Consider the following 18,564-nt stretch of genomic DNA (forward strand, 5'->3'; position numbering starts at 1 on the left):
CCTGGGTGTGCCGCACCCAGGCAGAGAGCGCCCTGGTAGCACCAGGCTGACCTGCGCAGACTCGGTCGGGCACACACCGCTCACCGAGAAGGGGAATCCCGATGACAGCGAACGCGCGGGGCGACCGAAGCCCCGGGAACGCCGACGTGGTCGGCATGTGGGTCACCGCGGACGGCCACATCCGTCAGGAACTGCTGCCGGACGGGCGCTACGACGAGGCCCGGGGGGACCGGCGCAGCGCGTACACCGGCCGGTACACGGTGACCGGCAACCACATCGACTACGTCGACGACACCGGCTTCACCGCCACCGGAGACCTGCGGGACGGCGTGCTCCACCACGAGCACCTCGTGCTGTACCGCGAGGAGGAGCCCTCGTGAGGAAGGACGGAGGCCCCGCCGCCGCAGGCGTCCGTGATACCGCAGGCGCCCCCGGCACCGAGGCGGCTCACGAGGCGTCCCCGACGCCCGGTACCTGGGCCCTGCTGGTCCTGTGCGCGGCTCATTTCATGGACACCGTCGACCTCTCGGACGTGGGCGTGGCCCTGCCGGCCATTCAGCGCGACCTCGGCATGACGTCGGGCTCCCTGCAGTGGGTCGTCTCCGCGTACGCCCTCGGCTACGGCGGCTTCCTCCTCCTCGGCGGCAGGGTCGCCGACCTGTTCGGACGGCGACGGGTCTTCCTCACCGCGGTCGCCGTCTTCGGGGCGGTGAGCGTACTCGGAGCGCTCGCTCCCACCGGGGGCCTGCTGATCGCGGCGAGGCTGGCGAAGGGGGTCGCCGCGGGATTCCTCGCCCCGGCGGCGCTCTCCCTGATCACCACCGGCTGGCCCGAGGGCCCGCGCCGCGGCCGTGCCCTCGGGTGGTACGCCACCGCGGGCGCCTGCGGCTTCGTCGGAGGACTCGTCCTCGGCGGCGTACTCACCGAACTCTCCTGGCGCCTGGTCTTCGCCCTCCCCGTGCCGCTCGCCGTGGGGGCACTGTTCGCCGGGCGCCGCCTCCTTCCGGCGGACCCCCGGGGCGGCACCCGCGACAAGATCGACGTGCCCGGCGCGCTGACGGCCACCGCGGGGCTGGTGCTGCTGGTCTACGCCCTCGCGCAGGCTCCGTCGCACGGCTGGCTCTCCGGCCGTACCCTCGTCCTGTTCGCCGCCGCGGTCGGCCTGCTCGTCCTGTTCCTGCGGGTCGAGTCCCGCGCGCGCCGGCCGTTGGTCCCGCTGTCCTTCCTCACCCGCCGGGCGACCGCCGGCACCAACCTGACGATCTTCGCCATGTGGGGCGCCTACACGTCCTTCGCGTTCCTCGCCACGCTGCACCTGCAGAACGTGCTGGGCTGGACACCGCTGCAGACCGCCGGCGCCTTCGTCCCGCTCGGCCTCGCCAACGGCGCGCTGGCGCCGTTCGCGGGACGGCTCGCCGCCCGGTTCGGCGTGCCCAGGACGATCGCCGCCGGGATGCTGCTCCTCGCGCTGTCCTACGCCCTGTTCTTCCGCCTCGGCCCCGACAGTTCCTTCCTCACCGTGGTCCTGCCGGTCATGGTCGTCAACGGGATCGGAACGGCGGCCACGTTCCCCGCGCTGAACATGAGCGCGGTGTCCGGAGTGCCCGACCGGGACCAGGGACTGGCAGGAGCCCTGCTCAACACCTTCATGCAGATCGGCGGCGCCGTCGTGCTGGCTCTCGTCACCGCGGTCGTCGAGGCCGGACAGCAGGCGGACCCGGCCGACCCGCTGGCGGGCTACGGCGCCGGTACCGCCGTCATCGTCGCCACCGTGCTCGCCGGCCTGGGCGCCACCCTGCTCGTCCGGTCCGGGCCGGACCGCCGAGATCCCTGACGACGTGGCCCCCATGGCCCCCGGCTCCACCCCCTGCCGAGCCAACCGTCACCGCGTACCCCGCCCCCGACCACCGGCCGCCCCGACCACCGACGTACTGGAGAACTCCCTCATGACATCCGCCACCCACCCCACCGAAACCGCCGAGTTCGGCGGACGGACGGCTCTCGTGACCGGCGCCGCGCGTGGCGTCGGCAAGGAGACCGTGGCCCTGCTCCACGCCCGTGGCGCCCGCGTGGTCGCCCTCGACATACGCACCGAACTCGCCTCGCTGCCCGAGGAGTTCCCCGGAGTCGTCACGGCGACCGGCGACGTCACCTCGGAAGAGACCGCCACCCGCGCGGTGGCGACCGCCGTCGACGCCTTCGGCGGGCTGGACATCCTGGTCAACAACGCCGGACGCACCCTGAACAAGCCGGTCACGCACACCACCGCCCAGGACTGGGACGACGTGATGGACGTCAACGCCCGCGGCGCCTTCCTCTTCGCCCGCGAAGCCTTCCGGGCCATGGCGGAGCGCGGCGGCGGCGCCATCGTCAGCACCGGTTCCTACGCGTCCACCGTCGGGCTGCCCGAGGGTGCCGCCTACAGCGCCTCGAAGGGCGCTCTGGCCCAGTTGACCAAGGTGCTGGCCCTGGAGGGCGGTCCGCTGGGCATCCGTGCCAACCTCGTGGCCGCGGGTGTCATCGAGACCGACTTCCTGGACACCTTCCGCCCCGACAGCCGTGCTTACCTCGCTTCCTTCGCGGACGTCCACCCCCTGGGCAGGGTGGCACAGCCCCGCGAGGTCGCGGAGGTCCTGTGCTTCCTGGCCTCGCCGCGGTCCTCCTTCGTCACCGGCGCCGTGCTCGCCGCGGACGGCGGCTTCACCGCGGCCTGAGCGGGCCACCGAGCGTGGCGCCGGCGGTTGCGGTGTTGCCCGCGCCCGTCACGGTCACTAAGGTCGGCCGGGTGACTGCCGGGTCGGCCATGGGCCACGCACGAGTGAGGTTCCCGGCCTCGGCGTGAGCGCGAGGCGGGCGAGAGCCCCGCCCCCTTTCTCCGCGTCCGAGTTCCCGCGCCCACAAGGGGCGCCTCGTTCCAGCGACTCCCGAGACCGGAGACACCTCACCGATGTCCACTGATCAGCAGTACCCGCCGTCCGCGTCCGAACTTCCGGCGACCGGCGTGCAGTTGAACCACACCGCCGTGTACGCCAGTGACCGGCACCTGTCCGCCGAGTTCCTCGCCGCGGTCCTGGGCCTGCGGGTGGGTGCGCCGTTCGGGCCGTTCCTGCCCGTCGACCTCGGCAACGGCGTGACGCTCGACTTCTACGAGATGAGGGAGGAGCCGATCCAGTCGCAGCACTACGCCTTCCTCGTCCCGGACGAGCGGTTCGACGCCGTCATCTCCCGTCTGGAGACGCTCGACGTCACCTACTACGCCGACCCCGGCCACACCGACCCCGGCCGGATCAACCGTCTGTTCGGCGGCCGCGGCGCCTACTTCGACGACCCGGACGGTCACAACATGGAGGTCATGACCCGGCCCTACGCCCGACCCTAGGGCGCGACGGAGCCGCCGGAGGCGAGCAAACCGCTGGAGACGGTCCACAGACGCTCGGCGGTGGCGGGGTCGAGCGCCCATTCCTTGACACCGTGCGGGTGCTGCGCGAGGTCGGCGTCGTCCGGCACCGTGTAGGCCTCCTGCCCGTCGTCGAGGTAGTGGCCCCCGGAGTGCGCGAACTCGGGCGAGACGGCGGCGACCACGGTGGTCGCCGCCCCCTGCTCGACCGTCTTGTAGGTGAAGACCCCGGCGGCCTCCGCCGCGTCGAGCGACGCCTTCTGTTCCGGCGTGAAGTTGCGCTGCAGCCCCGTCGCGACACCGCCGGGGTTCACCGTGTTGGCGACGATTCCGTCGCACGCCCACCGGCGGGTCGCCGCCACGGAGAAGAGGGAGTTGGCGGTCTTCGACTGCGCGTAGGCGATCTGCGGGTGGTAGGCGCGGCGCTCGAAGTGGAGATCGTCGAAGTCGATGCCGGACCGCATGTGGGCCGTCGAGCCGACCGAGACGATCCGTGCTCCGTCGCGGTCGCCCGCGCCCCGGGCCAGGGCGCGGTGCAGTCCGGTGGCCAGGGCGAAGTGACCGAGATGGTTCGTCGCGAACTGCAGCTCCCAGCCCTCGGGCGTCCGTTCCAGGCCGCCCGTGACCAGGCCTGCGTTGTTGACGAGCAGGTGCAGCGGGCCGCCCCACGCGTCGACGAACCGGCCGACGGAACGCCGGTCGGCGAGGTCGAGCCGGCCGACACGCGGCCGGGCCCGACCGGTCGACTCCGCGATCGCCCCGGCGACGGTGTCGCCCGCGCTCGTGTTCCGGACGGCGAGCGTGACGTCCGCCCCGGCGGCGGTCAGCGCCCGAGCCGTCTCGGCGCCGAGCCCGGAGGAAGCTCCCGTGACGATCGCGCGGACACCGGTGAGGTCGATGCCCTCCAGCACCTCGTCCGCCGTACTGGAGGAGGTGAAGGGCGTGGAGATGAGCTGACGAGGGTCCATGTCGCCACTATACGAACTGGACAGGATTTGTATAGTGCGGTCGGTCTCGTATGCTCGCCCCATGAGCAGTCCCGACGCCGGCCCTCCGCCCTCGACAGGTCCTGACGTCGAGCGTCGGACCGTGGTCCTGGAGTCCGCCATGGCCACCTTCGCGCGATTCGGCTACCGGAAGACATCGATGGAGGAGGTGGCGCGGGCGGCGCACATCTCCCGGCCGGGCCTCTACTTCCTCTTCGCCTCGAAGCAGACCCTGTTCCGTGCCGCGGTCACCCAGGCCCTGGACCGCGACCTCACCGCCGTCGAACAGGCCCTGGCCGACCGCGACCGCCCCCTGCCGGAGCGCCTCGTCGCAGCGTTCGACCAGTGGGCGGGCCGCTACATCGGCGGCCCGCTCGGCCAGGACGTCACGACGGTCGTCGAGGACAACCCCGACATCCTCGGGGACATCGTCTCGACCGCGCCGCGACGCTTCGAGCAACTGATCACGGAGGCGATCGCCGCCGAGACGGGACGAGAGGCGGCCCGCCCCGTCGCACAGACCCTGATCAGCACATCGATCGGCCTCAAACACCAGGTCCGGTCACGGGACATGTATCTCGAGCGGCTGGCGATCGCCATCGGCCTGCTGGCGCCCTGAGTCCGGGCTTCTCGGGGCCGACGGCGGTGATCACGCCGAGGCCCGGCCGAACCCCGTGCGTCACGCCCTCGTCCTCGGATTCGCCCTGCGACCGGGGCGGACCTGGTCGCCGCTGCGCGGTCCGACGCCCCCGGACGCGGCCGGAGTTCCGTCCGGGGCGAACGAGTGGCGGAAGGTGAAGGCGTGCGGCGCGGAGCCGTGACCGTGGAGGTGCTCCAGCCGGGAGACCCCTTCCCGCCAGGTGGGTGTCGTGCCCTCGTGGACCCACCAGAACACGTGAGTGGGGTGTCCCGCCCGCTCGAACCAGTCGTAGCGCCTGTTCAGTGCCTCACGGTGCAGACCGGTGTAGACGGCGTCGAAGGCCGACCGCAGGTCGGTCCAGAGCGAGAGGGTCGTCGCCAGGGCGGCGGTTTCCGGGGTGCGGCCCTTGCCGTACCAAGTGGGTACGGCGAACTCTCCCCAGGCGCCCCAGTCGGCCTCGAAGAGCGCGCCCCGGTCGGCGTCTGCCGGTTCGGCGCGCGCCAGGTATCCGGGGTGTCGGCCGATCCTCCGGTAGACGGCCTCGCCGAGGGCGTAGAACTCGTGGGTGAGCGGTGCCGGATCGGCGAGCGGCGCTTTGAGGACGCCGAATGTGTACAGAGCAAGATGGGGCATGTGTCTCTCCCTGGTCGGGGGTGCCTGGTGGGGACCCGGTCCGGGATCCCGGCACCGGTGCGGCCCCGAGGACCGCTGGGCGACCGCTCGCGATCGCCGAGGACCAGGTGAAGGTAGCCACCTTCGCGAGCCATGTCGAAGTTGCGCTTTCTCCGTCCAAGTGGCCTCCTCCATGGGGAATATGCGGCCCCGGATCAGAGCTGTCACGCACCGCGGTCGGCAGGTGCGGGCAGAGGATCCGGCGTGCGCCCGCCGGCGGCGACCGTCCTGCGACTGGACGTGCGCGTGCAGACCGTCACGAGCAGGGCGAGCGCGCTCACCCCCGCCGCGGCGAGTCCCGTGGTGTGCATGGCATCGAGAAACGCCGGCCCGGCGGCGTGCGCAGCCGCGGGGTCGCCCGTGTCCAGTGCGGAGGCCAGGGACTCCGACGCCGTGCGGCGCAGGGCCTCCGGCGCACCGCTGAGCCGTTCCTGGATCAGGGCCGAGTAGCGGGCCCAGAGCAGGGAGCCGAGGACCGCGACGCCGAGCGCGCTGCCCAGTTGGCGCAGCGTGTTCAGCAGTGCCGAACCCGCGCCCGCCCGTTCCGCGGGCACCGCGGCGGAGGCCAGGGTCGTGCCGGGCGCGAGGACGAGCGCGAAGCCCAGTTGCAGTGCGAAGGCGTCCACGGCGAACCAGCCGGGCCAGGTGCCCAGACCCAGCGCGCTCACCCCGGCGAACGCCACGGTCATCAGGGCGGTACCGGCGGCAATGGTCTTCCTGGCCCCGAACCGTTCCGCCGCCACCCGGGACAGGGGCGCACCGGCCACCAGTCCGGCCGACAGGGGGATGAGCAGCAGTCCGGTGCGGAACGGCGAGTATCCGCGCAGGATCTGCAGGTAGAACGTGGTGAAGTACAGGTATCCGAAGACGACGAACGAGCCCAGCGTCAGCGCCACCGCGGCGACGGTGAACGAGGCGTTCTTGAACAGGCGTACGTCCAGGAGCGCGTCGCGATGCCGGGACTCGGCGTAGGTGAGTCCGGCCAGCACCACGGCACCGGCCAGCACGGGCAGCCACGTGCCGGGGTAGGCCCAGCCGTCGTCCGTCGCGTGGACCACGCCGAACACGAGCAGTCCGATGCCCGCCAGCGAGGCGACGACGGGCAGGACGCGCAGCCCGCCACCGCCGCCGCTCGCCGGGATGCCGGGTACCCAGACCAGCGTCGCCGAGAGCCCGGCCAGCGCGACCAGGGCGACGAGTTCGAGCACGGAGCCCCACCACAGGCCCGCACTCAGCAGGGCTCCGCCCAGCAGCGGGCCGAGCGAGATGGACAGGCCCGACGCGGCCGCCCAGGTGGCGATGGCGCGGGCGCGTTTCCCGGCCGGGAAGAGCCGCAGGATCACGGCGAGGGTGGTGGGCATGATGGTGGCGGCCGCCACGCCCATGAGCGCGCGCAGGACGACGACCCACAGCGGTGAACCGAGGAATCCGGCCAGCGACGTCGTCACGGTGAAGGCCGCCGTCCCCCAGACCAGGAGCCGCTTCAGGCCGAACCGGTCGGCCGCGGCGCCTGCCACCAGGAGGAAGCCCGCGAAGGTGAGGGTGTAGGAGTTCAGGATCCACTGCTGCTCGGTGTTGCTCGCCCCCAGGGTGTTCCGCATCGTGGGGAGTGCCACGTTGAGGATGGTGCTGCCCAGGAGTACCGCGGAAACCGTCAGTGTGAGGGCGGCCAGCGCCAGGGCGGGCCGGACGGCCGTCCGGCGCGGGTGCGTGGTCGTGGAGCTGTCGGTCACCGGAGCGTCCCCTGCCCGGAGCCGGCCGGGGCGGTGCTGACGCCGGCCCAGGCTTGGCGGGTGTGTTCGGCCGGCCGATCGGCCGCCGGATCATGTTCCGGTACGGCCGTGGGCACCCCGGCCACCCGCGGTTCGCAGTCCGGCCACAACCCCGTCGGTCCGGCACCGGTGACGGCAACGTGCTCTGTCACAAACCCTCCTCTATCACTGACCAAGAAGCTGTTCTCAGATATACTCGATCAGTGAACAAGAAACAAGTTGGTGGCCGCGCGAGGGTCGGGATCACGTTCGGCCAGGTGGTCGGCACGGCGTTCGAGGTGCTCGACAGGGGTGGCATCGACAAGCTCTCCACCAGGGCGATCGCCGGCGAACTCGGCGTCAGCATGAACACCGTCATGTGGCACATCCGCACCAAGGACCGACTCCTGGACGCCATGGCCGAAGCCGTCCTCGGCGAGGTCGACCTGGACGGCCTGCCCGAGCCGTGGGATGAGCAGGCGGCCGAACTCCTCGCCCGCCTGCGCCGGGTCATGCTCGGGCACCGGGACGGCGGCCGGCTGGTCGCGGGCACGTTCCCGGCCGAACCGCGCACCCTCGCCTACACGGACCGGCTGATCGGCGCCCTTCTGCGGGGCTGCCCCACGGCCAGGACGGCCGCCTGGACGGCGTGGAACCTCTTCTACTTCACCATCGGTCTCGTCCAGGAGGAGCAGGCCGAGCCCGCGGACGCCCGTGACCGACTGCGCGCCCATGCGGACCCCCGGCGCTTCCCGGGCCTCGGCGCCGCCCTCGTGGACTTCACGTCCGTCGACTACGACGAGCGCTTCCGGTACGGGATCGGGCAGATGCTGCACTCCTGCGCGACCGTCGCGGCTCCCGAGGGCTGAAGCCGCGCGGCGCCGCGACCGGCCCACCGTGGTGCGGGCGTTGATGCTTCCGACGGCGGATGCGTGACCGTTGAGCGCCAGGTACGCGGCTTGCTGAGCGCCCGGGAAAAATGTCTGCGAGATTGCTGGGCACATTGTCAACAATCTTGTAGCGTGCCTCACGCCCAGGTCCCGGGACCCGGGCGAAGCACTCGGTGCTCGATGAGGGGAGACCCATGCAGAGGCTCGCTGCGTCCGACGGACCTGACGCCTTCACTCACCCGGCAGGCAGGGGCGCGGGGCGGCCCTCGGCCCGCGGCCGCCTCCTGACAAGCGTGGCGCTCGCCGGTTCCCTGGTGCTCGCGACGCCGGCGGTGCCGGCCTTCGGCGCGCCGGCCTCGCCCTCCGCCGGCCGCGGCCACCCGGTCGACCCGGAGGACACCGCGCTGCGCTTCGACCCCGCCGCCTACACGACGATCACCGTCACGGTGGACGGCAGCCCGGTGCACGTGCGCTGGTACAAGGAGATCTGCTACGTCGCGAACCCGGTCGCGGCGGCGGCCCAGCAGCCCGGCGGGCCCGGCGGCGGCACCACCACGATCCCCGACCCCGCCTGCGGCTACCAGAGCATGAACGTCTTCGTCCCCGAGAGCGCCTTCGGCGACCGGCGCACGCCCGTCTACTTCGCGGTGAACAACGGCGGCTGGATGGCCAGTCACCTCAGGGCGAGCGTGACCGCCGGCGCCTCCTACGACAGCTCGACCAGCAACGTCGGCGCCGCCCTGAAGGCCGGCTACGTCTTCGTCGACGTCGCCAACCGCAGCCGCGGGCTGGCCGGCGCCGACGGATCGTCCCCCGGCAAGGCCCCCGCGGCCGTGGTCGACGCGAAGGCAGCCGTGCGCTACCTGCGCCTCAACGACGCCGCGATGCCCGGCAGCGCCGAGCGGATCGTCGTCAACGGCACCAGCGGCGGCGGGGCGCTGGCCTCGATCCTGGGCGCGTCCGGCAACAGCGCCGAGTACGACCCCTACCTCGCCGCGATCGGCGCCGCCGGCATCGACGCCAAGGGCCGCAGCACCCTGCGCGACGACGTCTTCGCCGTCAACGCGTACTGCCCCATCACCGACCTCGGCAACGCGGACATCGCCTACGAGTGGCTCTACAACGTCCTCGGCACGCGCGACGCCACCGGCTCCAACCCCTCGCCCGCCGACGCCGCGGCGATCGCGGAGCGCTTCGCGGGATACGAGAGGAGCCTCGGGCTGCGCAACCCCGACGGCACCCGGCTCACCGCCGCCACCATGCTCGACACCATCGAGCAGGAGGTCGTCCGCTCCGCCGAGACCTACCTGAAGGCCGACCCCGCGCACACGATCCCCCCGCTGGGCGGCGCCTTCGAGATCACCTCCGGCGGCCCCGGGGGTCCGCCGGTCACGAAGTCGTACGTCAACGACTGGATCGACGTCGACCCCGCCACCGGCGAGGTGCGCTCCGTCGACATGGCGAAGTACCTCGCCTTCGTCGCCACCCAGGCCACCCTCAAGACCACCCCCGCCTTCGACGCCGTGGGTGTCGACGGGAACACCACCAGCCGTACCGAGACCGACCTCTTCGGCCCGCCGTCCCAGAAGTACTCCAACTACACCGAGTACAGCTGGAACCACAACGACGTCGCGGGCGACGGCAGCGGCCTCGACGACACCGGGCTGACCTGGAAGCAGTACACCGCGAAGCGGAGCACCGTCGTCGACGACCAGGTCCACCTGATCAACCCGATGGACTTCGTCGGCACCGCCGCCGACACCGCGCCGAACTGGTACGTCCGCCACGGCACCCGCGACCGGGACACCGCGTTCAACGTCTCGGTCAACCTCGACCGGGCGCTCGCCGCCGACAAGCAGGTCGAGGACCTGAACTACCAGCTCGCCTGGAACCAGCCGCACGCCGGCAACTACGACGTGCCCGAGGCCATGGCCTGGATCGCCGAGGTCGTCCGCAAGGCCGGCGACCCGCTTGCCCCCGGGCACCGGGGGTAGGACGGCACCCGGGACCGCGCAGCAGGACGGCACGCCCGGGGAGCGGCTGGACGGACCGGTCGCCGCGGCCAGGTGACCGGGCTTGCCGGTGTGGTGGGCGGCGATGCCCACCACACCATGCGTTCGCCCGAGGACCACGGCGGCGCTCCGGATAGACTCGCCGGCATGGTCGGATCGTCCCGTGGTGAGGCGAGCCCCGGGATGTGGCGGCGGGAGACCGGCACCGTGGTGCGCCGGAGCGTGGCGCCGCCGGAACAGGCGGCGGCCCCGTTCGTCATCACCGCCGGGTTCAGGATTCCCCGCGTCCCGACCGAGTGGACGCCGCACGCGCACCCCTTGCACGAACTCGTCTGGGTACGTGGTGGGACCCTGACCTCACGCGTGGCGAACCAGGTCTTCACCGTGTCCAAGGGGCACGGGCTGTGGATGCCCGCCGGAGTGGTGCACGGGGGCCGGGCGACGGCGGGGGCCCTCTTCCACGACGCCTTCTTCGCCCCCGACCGCACGCCGTTCGCGTTCGGGGAGCCGAAGGCCATCGCGATGACACCGCTGCTCGAATCCCTGTTGACCCATCTGTCCCGTACGGATCTCGACGCGGCGGCCCGCGCCCGGGCCGAGGCGGTCGTGTTCGACGTACTGCGTCCCGCCGAGCGCCAGTTCGCGCTGCAGCTGCCCAACGACGCCCGGATCGACGCGATCGCCGAAGCCCTGCTGGACGACCCCGCCGACTCCCGGTCGCTGGAGGAGTGGGCCCTGCGACTGGGCGTCAGCGACCGCACGATCACCCGGGCGTTCCGGCAGGCCACGGGTCTCTCCTTCGCGCAGTGGCGACAGATGCTCCGGGTGCATCGGGCGCTGACGCTCCTCTCCGAGGGCTTCGACGTGGCGACGGCCTCCGAGACGCTCGGCTACGCACAGCCCAGCTCCTTCATCGCCGCCTTCCGACGGTCATGGGCACGACGCCCGGCGCCTTCTTCGACGTGGCCCAGGAGGGCCGGGGCGGTGTCCGGAATCCCGTATCGGGTGTCGGGAACTCCTGATTGTGGACACGACGAGCGGAATATAGCCTGCTCGGAGTTAGGTAACCCTTAGTTGTTCCCCTCCGTGCACGGTGCTGCCCATGCACGGGGGAGTGCGCTGCCCGCCCGATGACGGCGGACGGAGGGTGCCGCACTCGTCGCCCCTGCGAACACCCGGACTCAACGATGCTCACACGCCCTCAGCCGCAAGCGGGACGCCCGGCCGCCGACCCCGCCGCACCGCCCGCCGCCCTCAACGGGTACGACCTGGTGCTGCGGTACGACGGGAAACCGGTCGTCCACGGCGTCTCGATCGAGCTCACGGCCGGACACGTGACCGCCCTGGTGGGGCCGAACGGCAGCGGGAAGTCCACGCTCCTGCGCGCCCTGTCCCGACTGCACCGGGTGGACGGCGGCCGGGTGACGCTCGGCGCTCGCGACGGCCGGCCCGAACGCGACGCGGCTCTGCTCAGCGCCCGCCGGTTCGCCCGCGAGGTCACCCTGTTCTCCCAGTCGCGGCCTGCGCCCCAAGGGCTGACGGTCGCGGAGGTCGTGGCGTTCGGCCGCCACCCCTACCGCCGGGGCTTCGCGGGACCGACCGCGCAGGACCGCGCCGCCGTGGACCACGCCATGGGCATCACCGGCGTACGGGACATGGCCGGCCGTCTCGTCGGGGAACTCTCCGGCGGCGAACTGCAGCGCGTCTGGCTCGCCGCCTGCCTGGCCCAGGACACCGGCGTCGTACTGCTCGACGAACCGACCAACCACCTGGACCTGCGCTACCAGATCGAAACGCTCGACCTGGTGCGCGACCTCGCCGAGGAGCACGGCATCGCGGTCGGCCTCGTGCTGCACGACCTCGACCAGGCCTCCCGGGTCGCGGACACGCTGGTACTGATGCGCTCCGGCCGCGTGCACGCGACGGGTGCGCCCGCCGACGTCCTCACCGCCGAGAACATCCGCGAGGTGTACGACATCCGGGTCGAGGTCGGCGCGGACCCCCGTACCGGCCGTCTCCGTATCGACCCCATCGGCCGGCATCCCGCCTGAAGGCGATCCGCCCCGGCGCACCCCCGCATCCGCCCCGTCACACCACAAGAAAGAGGAAGCTTCATGAACCGTGTCCGTCGTCTGGCGGCGTCAGCCTCCACGGGGCTCGTCCTCCTCGCCGCAACGGCCTGCGGCACGACCGACGTCGACAAGGCCGAGGCCGGCAGCAGTGCCGATGCGTCGTCGCCCGCGTCGAAGGACTGCGCCTCGGACACCACGGCCACCTCGACCGGTCCGGTCTCCTTCAAGGACGGCGTGGGCCGGCAGGTGAAGCTCGACAAGCCCGCCCAGCGGATCGCGGTCCTGGAATGGCAGCAGGTCGAGGACGCGCTCACCCTGTGCGTCACGCCTACCGCGGTCTCCGACGCGAAGGGGTACAGCACCTGGGTCAGCGCCGAGAAGCTGCCCAGCGGGGTGACCGACATCGGCACCCGTGAGGAGCCCGACCTCGACACCCTGTACGCGGCCAAGCCGGACCTCGTCGTCGTGGAGGCGTTCGACGCCGACGACGAGACCGTCGCGAAGCTGGAGAAGCGGGGCGTTCCCGTGATGGCCACGCGGGGCGCGGACCCGGACGACCCGATCGGGAACATGCGGGAGGTGTTCAGCATGATCGGCAAGGCGACGGGCCGCACCGAGCGGGCCGACCAGGTGCTCAAGGAGTTCGACGAGCACCTCGCGAGCGCGAAGCAGCGGGTCGTCGACGCCGATCTCCCCACGAAGGACTTCCTGTTCTTCGACGGGTGGCTGCAGGGCGGCAACCTCACCGTCCGCCCCTACAGCGACGGCGCCCTGTTCACCGAGATAGGCAAGGAACTCGGCATGAACCCCGCGTGGACCGACGCCGTCAACAAGGACCACGGGGACGGGGGCGTCGACCCCTCCTACGGTCTCGCCCAGACCGACGTCGAAGGACTCACCGCGGTGGGCGACGCCAACCTCTTCTACGCCAACGATGAGGGGGCCGGCGGCTACGTCGAGGCGTTGCAGAAGAACCCGATCTGGAAGACCCTGCCCGCGGTGCGGGAGGGCCGTGCGCACTCGTTCCCGGCACGGGTGTGGGGCGCGGGCGGACCGCGCTCCTGCGAGCAGGCGATCGACGCGTACGTCGACGTGCTCGACAAGAAGTGAGCACGTCCCGAGAGCTGAACACGTCCCGGACACCGGCACCCGGCACGAGCGCACCGCCGCACGTCGAGTGCGGCGGCGGGCCCGGTGGCACCGCCGTCCTCGCCGGCCTCCTCGCCGCCATCGCGATCGTCGGCATGTGGCATCTGACGCAGGGGACTTCGGAAGTCGGCGTCGACGACCTGGCGCGCTACCTCGCCGGGGAACGGGAGCACGGCGACGGGGCCCCGGTCGGTGAGATCCTCATCGGGTCGCGGCTGCCGCGGCTGCTCGCCGGGGTGGCGGTCGGGTTCGCCCTCGGCGCGGCCGGTGCGCTGCTCCAGTCCGTCACGCGCAACGCACTCGCCTCGCCCGACACCCTCGCTGTCACGGCCGGGGCCTACTTCACCCTGACCCTCGTCGCGGCCTTCGGACTCGCCGTGCCCCTGTGGGCCTCGGGCGCCGTCGCCTTCGCCGGCGGCCTGGTCGCCGCGGCGCTCGTACTGCTGCTGGCGGGCCGGGCCGCGGGCACCACGGGCACCCGGCTGATCCTGGCCGGATCGGCGACGGCGATGGCCCTGGACGCGGCGACCGGGGCGCTCCTCATCCTGTTCGACCAGAACACGACCGGCCTCTTCGCCTGGGGGAGCGGCTCGCTCGCGCAGTTGAACATCGACGCCTCGGTCCGCGCCTGGCCCGTCCTCGCCGTGGTGCTGTGCCTCGCCCTGGCCCTGTCCCGGCGGCTGGACGTGATGCACCTCGGGGACGACACCGCGGCCGGTCTCGGCGTACCGATCCGGACCACCCGCGTCACCGCGGTGTTGTGCGCGGTACTGCTGACCAGCGCGGCGGTGACGCTGGCCGGTCCGATCTCGTTCGTCGGCCTGGGCGCCCCGGTCCTGGTCCGCCTGCTCGCGGGGCGGGTCCGGGCGTTGCGCCGGCACCTCTGCTCGGTCCCGGCGGCCGGGCTGCTCGGCGCGCTGCTCATCCTGCTCGCGGACACGGTCCTGCGCGCGGTGCAGGGCGCGGACGGGGCCGCCTCCATTCCGACCGGTGTGCCGACCGCCCTGCTCGGCTCCGTGGTGATCGTGGTCCTCGCGCTGCGTCTGCGTGACACGGGTCAGGCCCGGCGGCCACCGCACGCGCGGGTCGCCGTACGGTCGCGCGGTGCGTTCCTCCTCGTGGTGCTCGGCGCGGCGGCCCTCCTCGCCGTGGCCGCTGTCACGGCCGTGCTGGCGGGCAGCCTCTGGCTGCGAACGGGCGACGTCGTGCTGTGGGTACAGGGCACGGCGCCCGACCTGATCGGCCAGGCGCTCGACGACCGGGTCCCGCGGGTGACCGCGGCGGTGCTCGCCGGTGCGGCGCTCGGCCTGGCGGGATGCGTGGTGCAGGGCGCGGTGCGCAACCCGCTCGCGGAGCCCGGCGTCCTCGGCATCACGGCGGGCGCCGGCCTCGGTGCGGCGGGGGTGGTCACGGCGGGCATGCCGGGCGGACGCCCGGTCCTGGTCGCGGTGGCCGTCGCGGCGGGGCTCGCCACGTTCGCGGTGATCACTCTGCTGTCCTGGCGCGGCGGCTTCCTGCCGGACCGATTCGTCCTGATCGGCATCGGCTGCGGATACGGACTCAGCTCCGTCACCACCTTCCTCCTGCTGCGCGCCGACCCGTACAACACGCCCCGCATCTTCACCTGGCTGTCCGGCACGACCTACGGCCGCACCCTGCCCGACGTCGTACCGGTCGCGGTGGCCCTGGTACTCGCGCTGCCCGTGCTGCTCGCCCTGCGCGACCGGCTGGACCTGCTCGCCGTCGACGAGGACACCCCGCGCATCGTCGGCGTCAAGGTCGCCCGCACCCGGTTCCTCGCGCTCGGGATCGCCGCGGTGCTCGCGGCGCTCAGCGTGGTCGCCGTCGGTGTCGTCGGCTTCGTGGGACTCGTCGCCCCGCACCTTGCGCGGTCACTGGTGGGCGCCCGGCACGGCCGCGCCGTCCCGGTGGCGATGCTGCTCGGCGCGGTGCTGGTCTGCGTGGCCGACGCCCTGGGCCGCACCCTCGTCGCGCCCGCTCAGATTCCGGCCGGCCTCATGATCGCGCTGGTCGGCGCCCCCTACTTCGTCTGGGTGCTCCGGCGCTCCCGCGCATGACGGCGGGCCGCCGCCCGTCCGCACCGACCACCAGAGAAACGCTCGACCGCACCGCTGAGGAGTACCCGCATGGCGCGCCAGGAGGAATCGCCCGCGCAGGGCATCGTCGTCCCGTTCACCCCCGATGCGGCACCGGCCCCGCTGAAGCGGCTCGTCGGCCGCGGGGTGCCGGAGCGCTGGCAGGCGGTCGACCGCTCCGCCCACGCCCCCCGGATCGTGGCCGTGCCGGGTGGCGACGCCGGGCACTGGACCGCTGCCGCGCTCGTGTCGGCACGCCCGCACACGGCCTATCTGAAGATCGTCGACGCCGTCGGCGACGTGCCCGCGGCCGTCGCGGCCGTGGTCGCCCACGCCCGCAGCCTGGGGCTGGCCCAGGTCAAGTGGGAGGGCTGGACGGCGAGTCCCGAAGCCGCCGCCGCCCTCGGCTTCGCCCCGCTCACCCCGCCGCTCACGCCGGTGGGGGAGGAGGCCGGGCCCGCCGCCGGGTACGTGCGCTGGTTGCACGGCGACCGGGTGGCCGAACCCCCGTACTACGGGCAGAGCACGCACTTCACCTGCGGTGCCGTCACCGCCCTGATGGCGGCGGCGCACGCCGGGACGCTGCCGCGGCAGGCGCTCGACCGCCAGGCCGAGCTGACGCTGTGGCGCGACGCCACCAACTTCCCCGCGTGCGAGCCCGTCGGACTGGGCGTCGCCGCGCGCCGTGCCTGGCCCTCGTCCCCCGTCACGGTCCACCTCGACGTGGACCGGCCCGTCCTGCTCGACCACTACTCCGAGGACGAGCGGGAGTGGCGTGCCCTGCTCCAACGCGCGTCACGCACGCAGGCCGGACAGGTCGGTGTCCCGGTCGACCCGCGCCACCTCTCCATCACCGCGATCAGGAGCGCGATCGGCCGACGGGAGAACGTGCTGCTGCTGGTGTCGCTCGCCGGGATGCAGGGGTTCGACGTCCCGCACTGGGTGCTCTGCCACGGCACCGTGCCCGGCGCCGTCGTGATCGAGGACCCGTGGGCCAACGGGGCGACGGGTGACACCTGGGTCGACGCCCACCTGCTGCCCGTGCCCGACGCGTCGCTCGACACGATGGCCACGCTCTCGCCGGACCGCTTCCGAGGCGCCGTGACCATGGGCGGGCAGCCGGCCCGGGACGCCGTGCCCCACTGACGCCGAACTGCCGCAGCCGGCCGCACCGCTCCGTCCACGCTCAGGTGGTGAGCACCGGCAGGGTGGCGGCGAGGTGCGGCTACGCCCCTGCCGCCACCGCCTCGTCGTCACGGAAGCCCGCCGCGCGCAGTACACCGACGAGGCTGTCGGTGAGGCCCAGGGTGTGGGGACCGGTCGCGTGCGTGCCGGCGTAGACGCGTGCGCCGTCGCAATGGGCGAGCAGGGCCGCGCGCGGCGCGCGGGCGAGACGCGCCGTCCGCAGGCTCCATTCGCCGTCCCCGGTCGGCCCGGCGGCGTCGGCGACGCCCTCTCCACCCGGCTGGACTTCGATGCCCTCGACTCCCGGCACGGCTACACCCTCTTCCTGGCCCAGGCGCGCACCGGGGCGATCCTGGAGGCGCGGGCGCGCGAACTGGAAGTGGAGATCAGCCGGGGACACGAGGTACCCGGGTCGCCGAGCCCCGCTGGCTGTCGCGCTTCGGCAATGCCACCCGGCTCGCGGAGACGTACCGCTCGGGACGCGCGCTGCTGGCGGGCGACGCCGCCCACATCCACTTCCCCGCGGCGGGCCAGGGGCTCAACACCGGGCTCCAGGACGCCGTGAACCTGGGGTGGAAGCCGGCGGTCGTGGTGGCCGGCCGCACCACCGACACCGGCGCGCGCTGCGACGAACGGGCCCAGGCACTGACCGCCTGGGCGGGTCCGCCCTCCTGAAGGAGTTACATTTCGCGCTCCCACCAGCCGCGCGTGTCGACGTCCGCGGCGTCCCCCAGCGCCTCCAGTTCCGCGATCTCCTCCTCGGTGAGTTCCATGCCGCGAGCGCGGACCAGCCCGTCGAGGTAGCCCGCCTTCGTGACCCCGACGATCGGGGTGGCCCCCTTGGCGATGGCCCAGGCGGTGGCCACATCGGCGGCGGACGCGCCCCGGTCCGCGCCGATCGCTGCCATCCGGTCCGTCAGCGCCCGCAGCCGGGGCAGGATGCCGTTGTACACGGCCGCCCGGCTGCTTCCCTCCGGCAACGGATGCGCCGGTCCGTAGCGGCCGGTCAGCGCTCCCTGCTCGAGGACCATGTAGGCGAAGAACCGCACGTCGTTCTTGCGGCAGTGGTCGAGGATGCCGGCGCGCTCGGAGCCCCGGTACAGGAGGCTGTAGTGGTTCTGGACCGCCTCCACACGGAAACCGGCCTCGCCGAGGATCCGGTCGGCAAGAGCGATCTCCTCCAGGTTGTGGTTGGAGACGCCGACATGCTTGATCCTGCCGCTCTCGAGCAGCGGGATCAGGGACGGTGTCCACCGCGCCACGTCAGCGGGGTTGTGGATCCAGTAGAGATCCACATAGTCCGTACCCATGCGGTCGAGGCTCTGCCGCAGCATGTCCGCGACCGGATCGGGGCCGTCGCCCGCGAGCTGCGGGGTGAACTTCGTCGACAGCTGGTACTCGCTGCGGTCACGGCCGGACAGCGCCTGGGCGAGGACGGTCTCCGACCGGCCCATGCCGTACGCCACGGCGGTGTCCCACAAGGTGAACCCGTTCGGCTGCGCCTTCTCGACGACCTCCCGCAGGCCGGGCTCGCTCAGCCGGCTGCCGAAGTAGCCGTCTCCCGCCTCGCCGCTGTCTCCCCAGGCCCATGTGCCCAATGCCACCGCCGGCACGGTGAGTGCCTTGCTCGTCATGTCCTGCCTCCGTTGTCCGTGCTCGGGACGATGTCGGAACGATCGACACCTACGAGACCGCGCTCGGCGCCACCGGAGAA

General features: G+C 72.7%; 16 protein-coding genes and 2 pseudogenes. 13 read left to right on the forward strand and 5 right to left on the reverse strand.

Translation table 11 applies throughout. The features are described 5' to 3' along the window. The first annotated feature begins 101 nt into the window (after positions 1-101). From K7854_RS27760 to K7854_RS27775, 4 genes are all read left to right on the forward strand, one after another. Positions 102-380 carry an Atu4866 domain-containing protein gene (locus tag K7854_RS27760; protein ID WP_226029285.1) on the forward strand — a complete coding sequence of 93 codons (279 nt, stop codon included), beginning with the start codon at positions 102-104 and terminating at the stop codon, positions 378-380. After that, positions 377-1,834 (forward strand): MFS transporter, encoded by a 1,458-nt coding sequence (locus tag K7854_RS27765; protein ID WP_226029286.1) that lies wholly within the window; start codon positions 377-379, stop codon positions 1,832-1,834. The genes K7854_RS27760 and K7854_RS27765 overlap by 4 nt, the downstream gene beginning before the upstream one ends. Before the next feature lie 112 nt (positions 1,835-1,946). Next, positions 1,947-2,714 carry an SDR family NAD(P)-dependent oxidoreductase gene (locus K7854_RS27770; RefSeq protein ID WP_226029287.1) on the forward strand — a complete coding sequence of 256 codons (768 nt, stop codon included), beginning with the start codon at positions 1,947-1,949 and terminating at the stop codon, positions 2,712-2,714. 233 nt (positions 2,715-2,947) lie between these two features. Continuing rightward, positions 2,948-3,379, forward strand: coding sequence for a VOC family protein (locus K7854_RS27775; RefSeq protein WP_226029288.1), 432 nt, complete (start codon positions 2,948-2,950; stop codon positions 3,377-3,379). Here K7854_RS27775 and K7854_RS27780 read toward each other — a convergent pair. Continuing rightward, entirely contained in the window at positions 3,376-4,365 is a 990-nt protein-coding gene (locus K7854_RS27780; RefSeq protein WP_226029289.1) for an SDR family NAD(P)-dependent oxidoreductase, read from the reverse strand. The two genes, K7854_RS27775 and K7854_RS27780, sit on opposite strands and share 4 nt — an antisense overlap. Before the next feature lie 61 nt (positions 4,366-4,426). On the opposite strand from K7854_RS27780, the gene K7854_RS27785 reads away from it, so the two are divergent. Continuing rightward, positions 4,427-5,002 carry a TetR/AcrR family transcriptional regulator gene (locus tag K7854_RS27785; protein WP_372481079.1) on the forward strand — a complete coding sequence of 192 codons (576 nt, stop codon included), beginning with the start codon at positions 4,427-4,429 and terminating at the stop codon, positions 5,000-5,002. Between the two features lie 60 nt (positions 5,003-5,062). Here the strand turns inward: K7854_RS27785 and K7854_RS27790 are convergent, their stop codons facing one another. Both K7854_RS27790 and K7854_RS27795 read right to left on the reverse strand, forming a co-directional pair. Then, positions 5,063-5,656, reverse strand: coding sequence for a DUF3291 domain-containing protein (locus K7854_RS27790; RefSeq protein WP_226029290.1), 594 nt, complete (start codon positions 5,654-5,656; stop codon positions 5,063-5,065). A gap of 203 nt (positions 5,657-5,859) precedes the next feature. Next, the gene (locus K7854_RS27795; RefSeq protein ID WP_226029291.1) at positions 5,860-7,428 is read right to left on the reverse strand and encodes an MFS transporter; all 1,569 of its coding nucleotides are present in this window, start codon (positions 7,426-7,428) and stop codon (positions 5,860-5,862) included. Between the two features lie 242 nt (positions 7,429-7,670). Here K7854_RS27795 and K7854_RS27800 point away from each other — a divergent pair, with 242 nt between their 5' ends. The 7 genes and pseudogenes from K7854_RS27800 to K7854_RS27830 all read left to right on the forward strand — a co-directional run bounded on the left by K7854_RS27800 (position 7,671) and on the right by K7854_RS27830 (position 16,811). Further along, entirely contained in the window at positions 7,671-8,315 is a 645-nt protein-coding gene (locus K7854_RS27800) for a TetR/AcrR family transcriptional regulator C-terminal domain-containing protein (protein WP_226029292.1), read from the forward strand. 314 nt (positions 8,316-8,629) lie between these two features. Next, positions 8,630-10,330, forward strand: a complete 1,701-nt coding sequence (locus K7854_RS27805; RefSeq protein ID WP_226029293.1) for a subtype B tannase — start codon at positions 8,630-8,632, stop codon at positions 10,328-10,330. Positions 10,331-10,531: 201 nt separating this feature from the next. Then, a pseudogene (locus K7854_RS27810) lies at positions 10,532-11,370 on the forward strand (helix-turn-helix domain-containing protein). 165 nt (positions 11,371-11,535) lie between these two features. Further along, positions 11,536-12,399, forward strand: coding sequence for an ABC transporter ATP-binding protein (locus K7854_RS27815; RefSeq protein WP_226029294.1), 864 nt, complete (start codon positions 11,536-11,538; stop codon positions 12,397-12,399). Positions 12,400-12,462: 63 nt separating this feature from the next. Next, positions 12,463-13,530, forward strand: coding sequence for an iron-siderophore ABC transporter substrate-binding protein (locus tag K7854_RS27820; protein ID WP_226029295.1), 1,068 nt, complete (start codon positions 12,463-12,465; stop codon positions 13,528-13,530). Between the two features lie 14 nt (positions 13,531-13,544). After that, positions 13,545-15,647, forward strand: coding sequence for an iron ABC transporter permease (locus K7854_RS27825; RefSeq protein WP_226029335.1), 2,103 nt, complete (start codon positions 13,545-13,547; stop codon positions 15,645-15,647). A 69-nt stretch (positions 15,648-15,716) separates the two neighbouring features. Then, the gene (locus K7854_RS27830) at positions 15,717-16,811 is read left to right on the forward strand and encodes a peptidase C39 family protein (protein ID WP_226029296.1); all 1,095 of its coding nucleotides are present in this window, start codon (positions 15,717-15,719) and stop codon (positions 16,809-16,811) included. A gap of 79 nt (positions 16,812-16,890) precedes the next feature. On the opposite strand, the gene K7854_RS27835 is transcribed toward K7854_RS27830, so the two are convergent. Beyond that, complete coding sequence (locus tag K7854_RS27835) at positions 16,891-17,160, reverse strand: TetR/AcrR family transcriptional regulator C-terminal domain-containing protein (protein WP_308112573.1); 270 nt, start codon at positions 17,158-17,160, stop codon at positions 16,891-16,893. Positions 17,161-17,261: 101 nt separating this feature from the next. Here K7854_RS27835 and K7854_RS37870 point away from each other — a divergent pair. Next, a pseudogene (locus K7854_RS37870) lies at positions 17,262-17,453 on the forward strand (FAD-dependent monooxygenase); the annotation flags it as partial. A gap of 77 nt (positions 17,454-17,530) precedes the next feature. Here K7854_RS37870 and K7854_RS27845 read toward each other — a convergent pair. Next, positions 17,531-18,484, reverse strand: coding sequence for an aldo/keto reductase (locus K7854_RS27845; protein ID WP_226029297.1), 954 nt, complete (start codon positions 18,482-18,484; stop codon positions 17,531-17,533). Positions 18,485-18,564: the final 80 nt, after the last annotated feature.

It is taken from the genome of Streptomyces hyderabadensis, from assembly GCF_020404845.1.
In the GTDB taxonomy this organism is placed as follows: Bacteria; Actinomycetota; Actinomycetes; order Streptomycetales; family Streptomycetaceae; genus Streptomyces; species Streptomyces hyderabadensis.

Coding starts and splice junctions, on each gene's coding strand:
- K7854_RS27760 (WP_226029285.1), top strand. CDS start 102: ATGACAGCGAACGCGCGGGGCGACCGAAGCCCCGGGAACGCCGACGTG.
- K7854_RS27770 (WP_226029287.1), top strand. CDS start 1,947: ATGACATCCGCCACCCACCCCACCGAAACCGCCGAGTTCGGCGGACGG.
- K7854_RS27775 (WP_226029288.1), top strand. CDS start 2,948: ATGTCCACTGATCAGCAGTACCCGCCGTCCGCGTCCGAACTTCCGGCG.
- K7854_RS27780 (WP_226029289.1), bottom strand. CDS start 4,365: ATGGACCCTCGTCAGCTCATCTCCACGCCCTTCACCTCCTCCAGTACG.
- K7854_RS27785 (WP_372481079.1), top strand. CDS start 4,427: ATGAGCAGTCCCGACGCCGGCCCTCCGCCCTCGACAGGTCCTGACGTC.
- K7854_RS27790 (WP_226029290.1), bottom strand. CDS start 5,656: ATGCCCCATCTTGCTCTGTACACATTCGGCGTCCTCAAAGCGCCGCTC.
- K7854_RS27815 (WP_226029294.1), top strand. CDS start 11,536: ATGCTCACACGCCCTCAGCCGCAAGCGGGACGCCCGGCCGCCGACCCC.
- K7854_RS27820 (WP_226029295.1), top strand. CDS start 12,463: ATGAACCGTGTCCGTCGTCTGGCGGCGTCAGCCTCCACGGGGCTCGTC.
- K7854_RS27830 (WP_226029296.1), top strand. CDS start 15,717: ATGGCGCGCCAGGAGGAATCGCCCGCGCAGGGCATCGTCGTCCCGTTC.
- K7854_RS27845 (WP_226029297.1), bottom strand. CDS start 18,484: ATGACGAGCAAGGCACTCACCGTGCCGGCGGTGGCATTGGGCACATGG.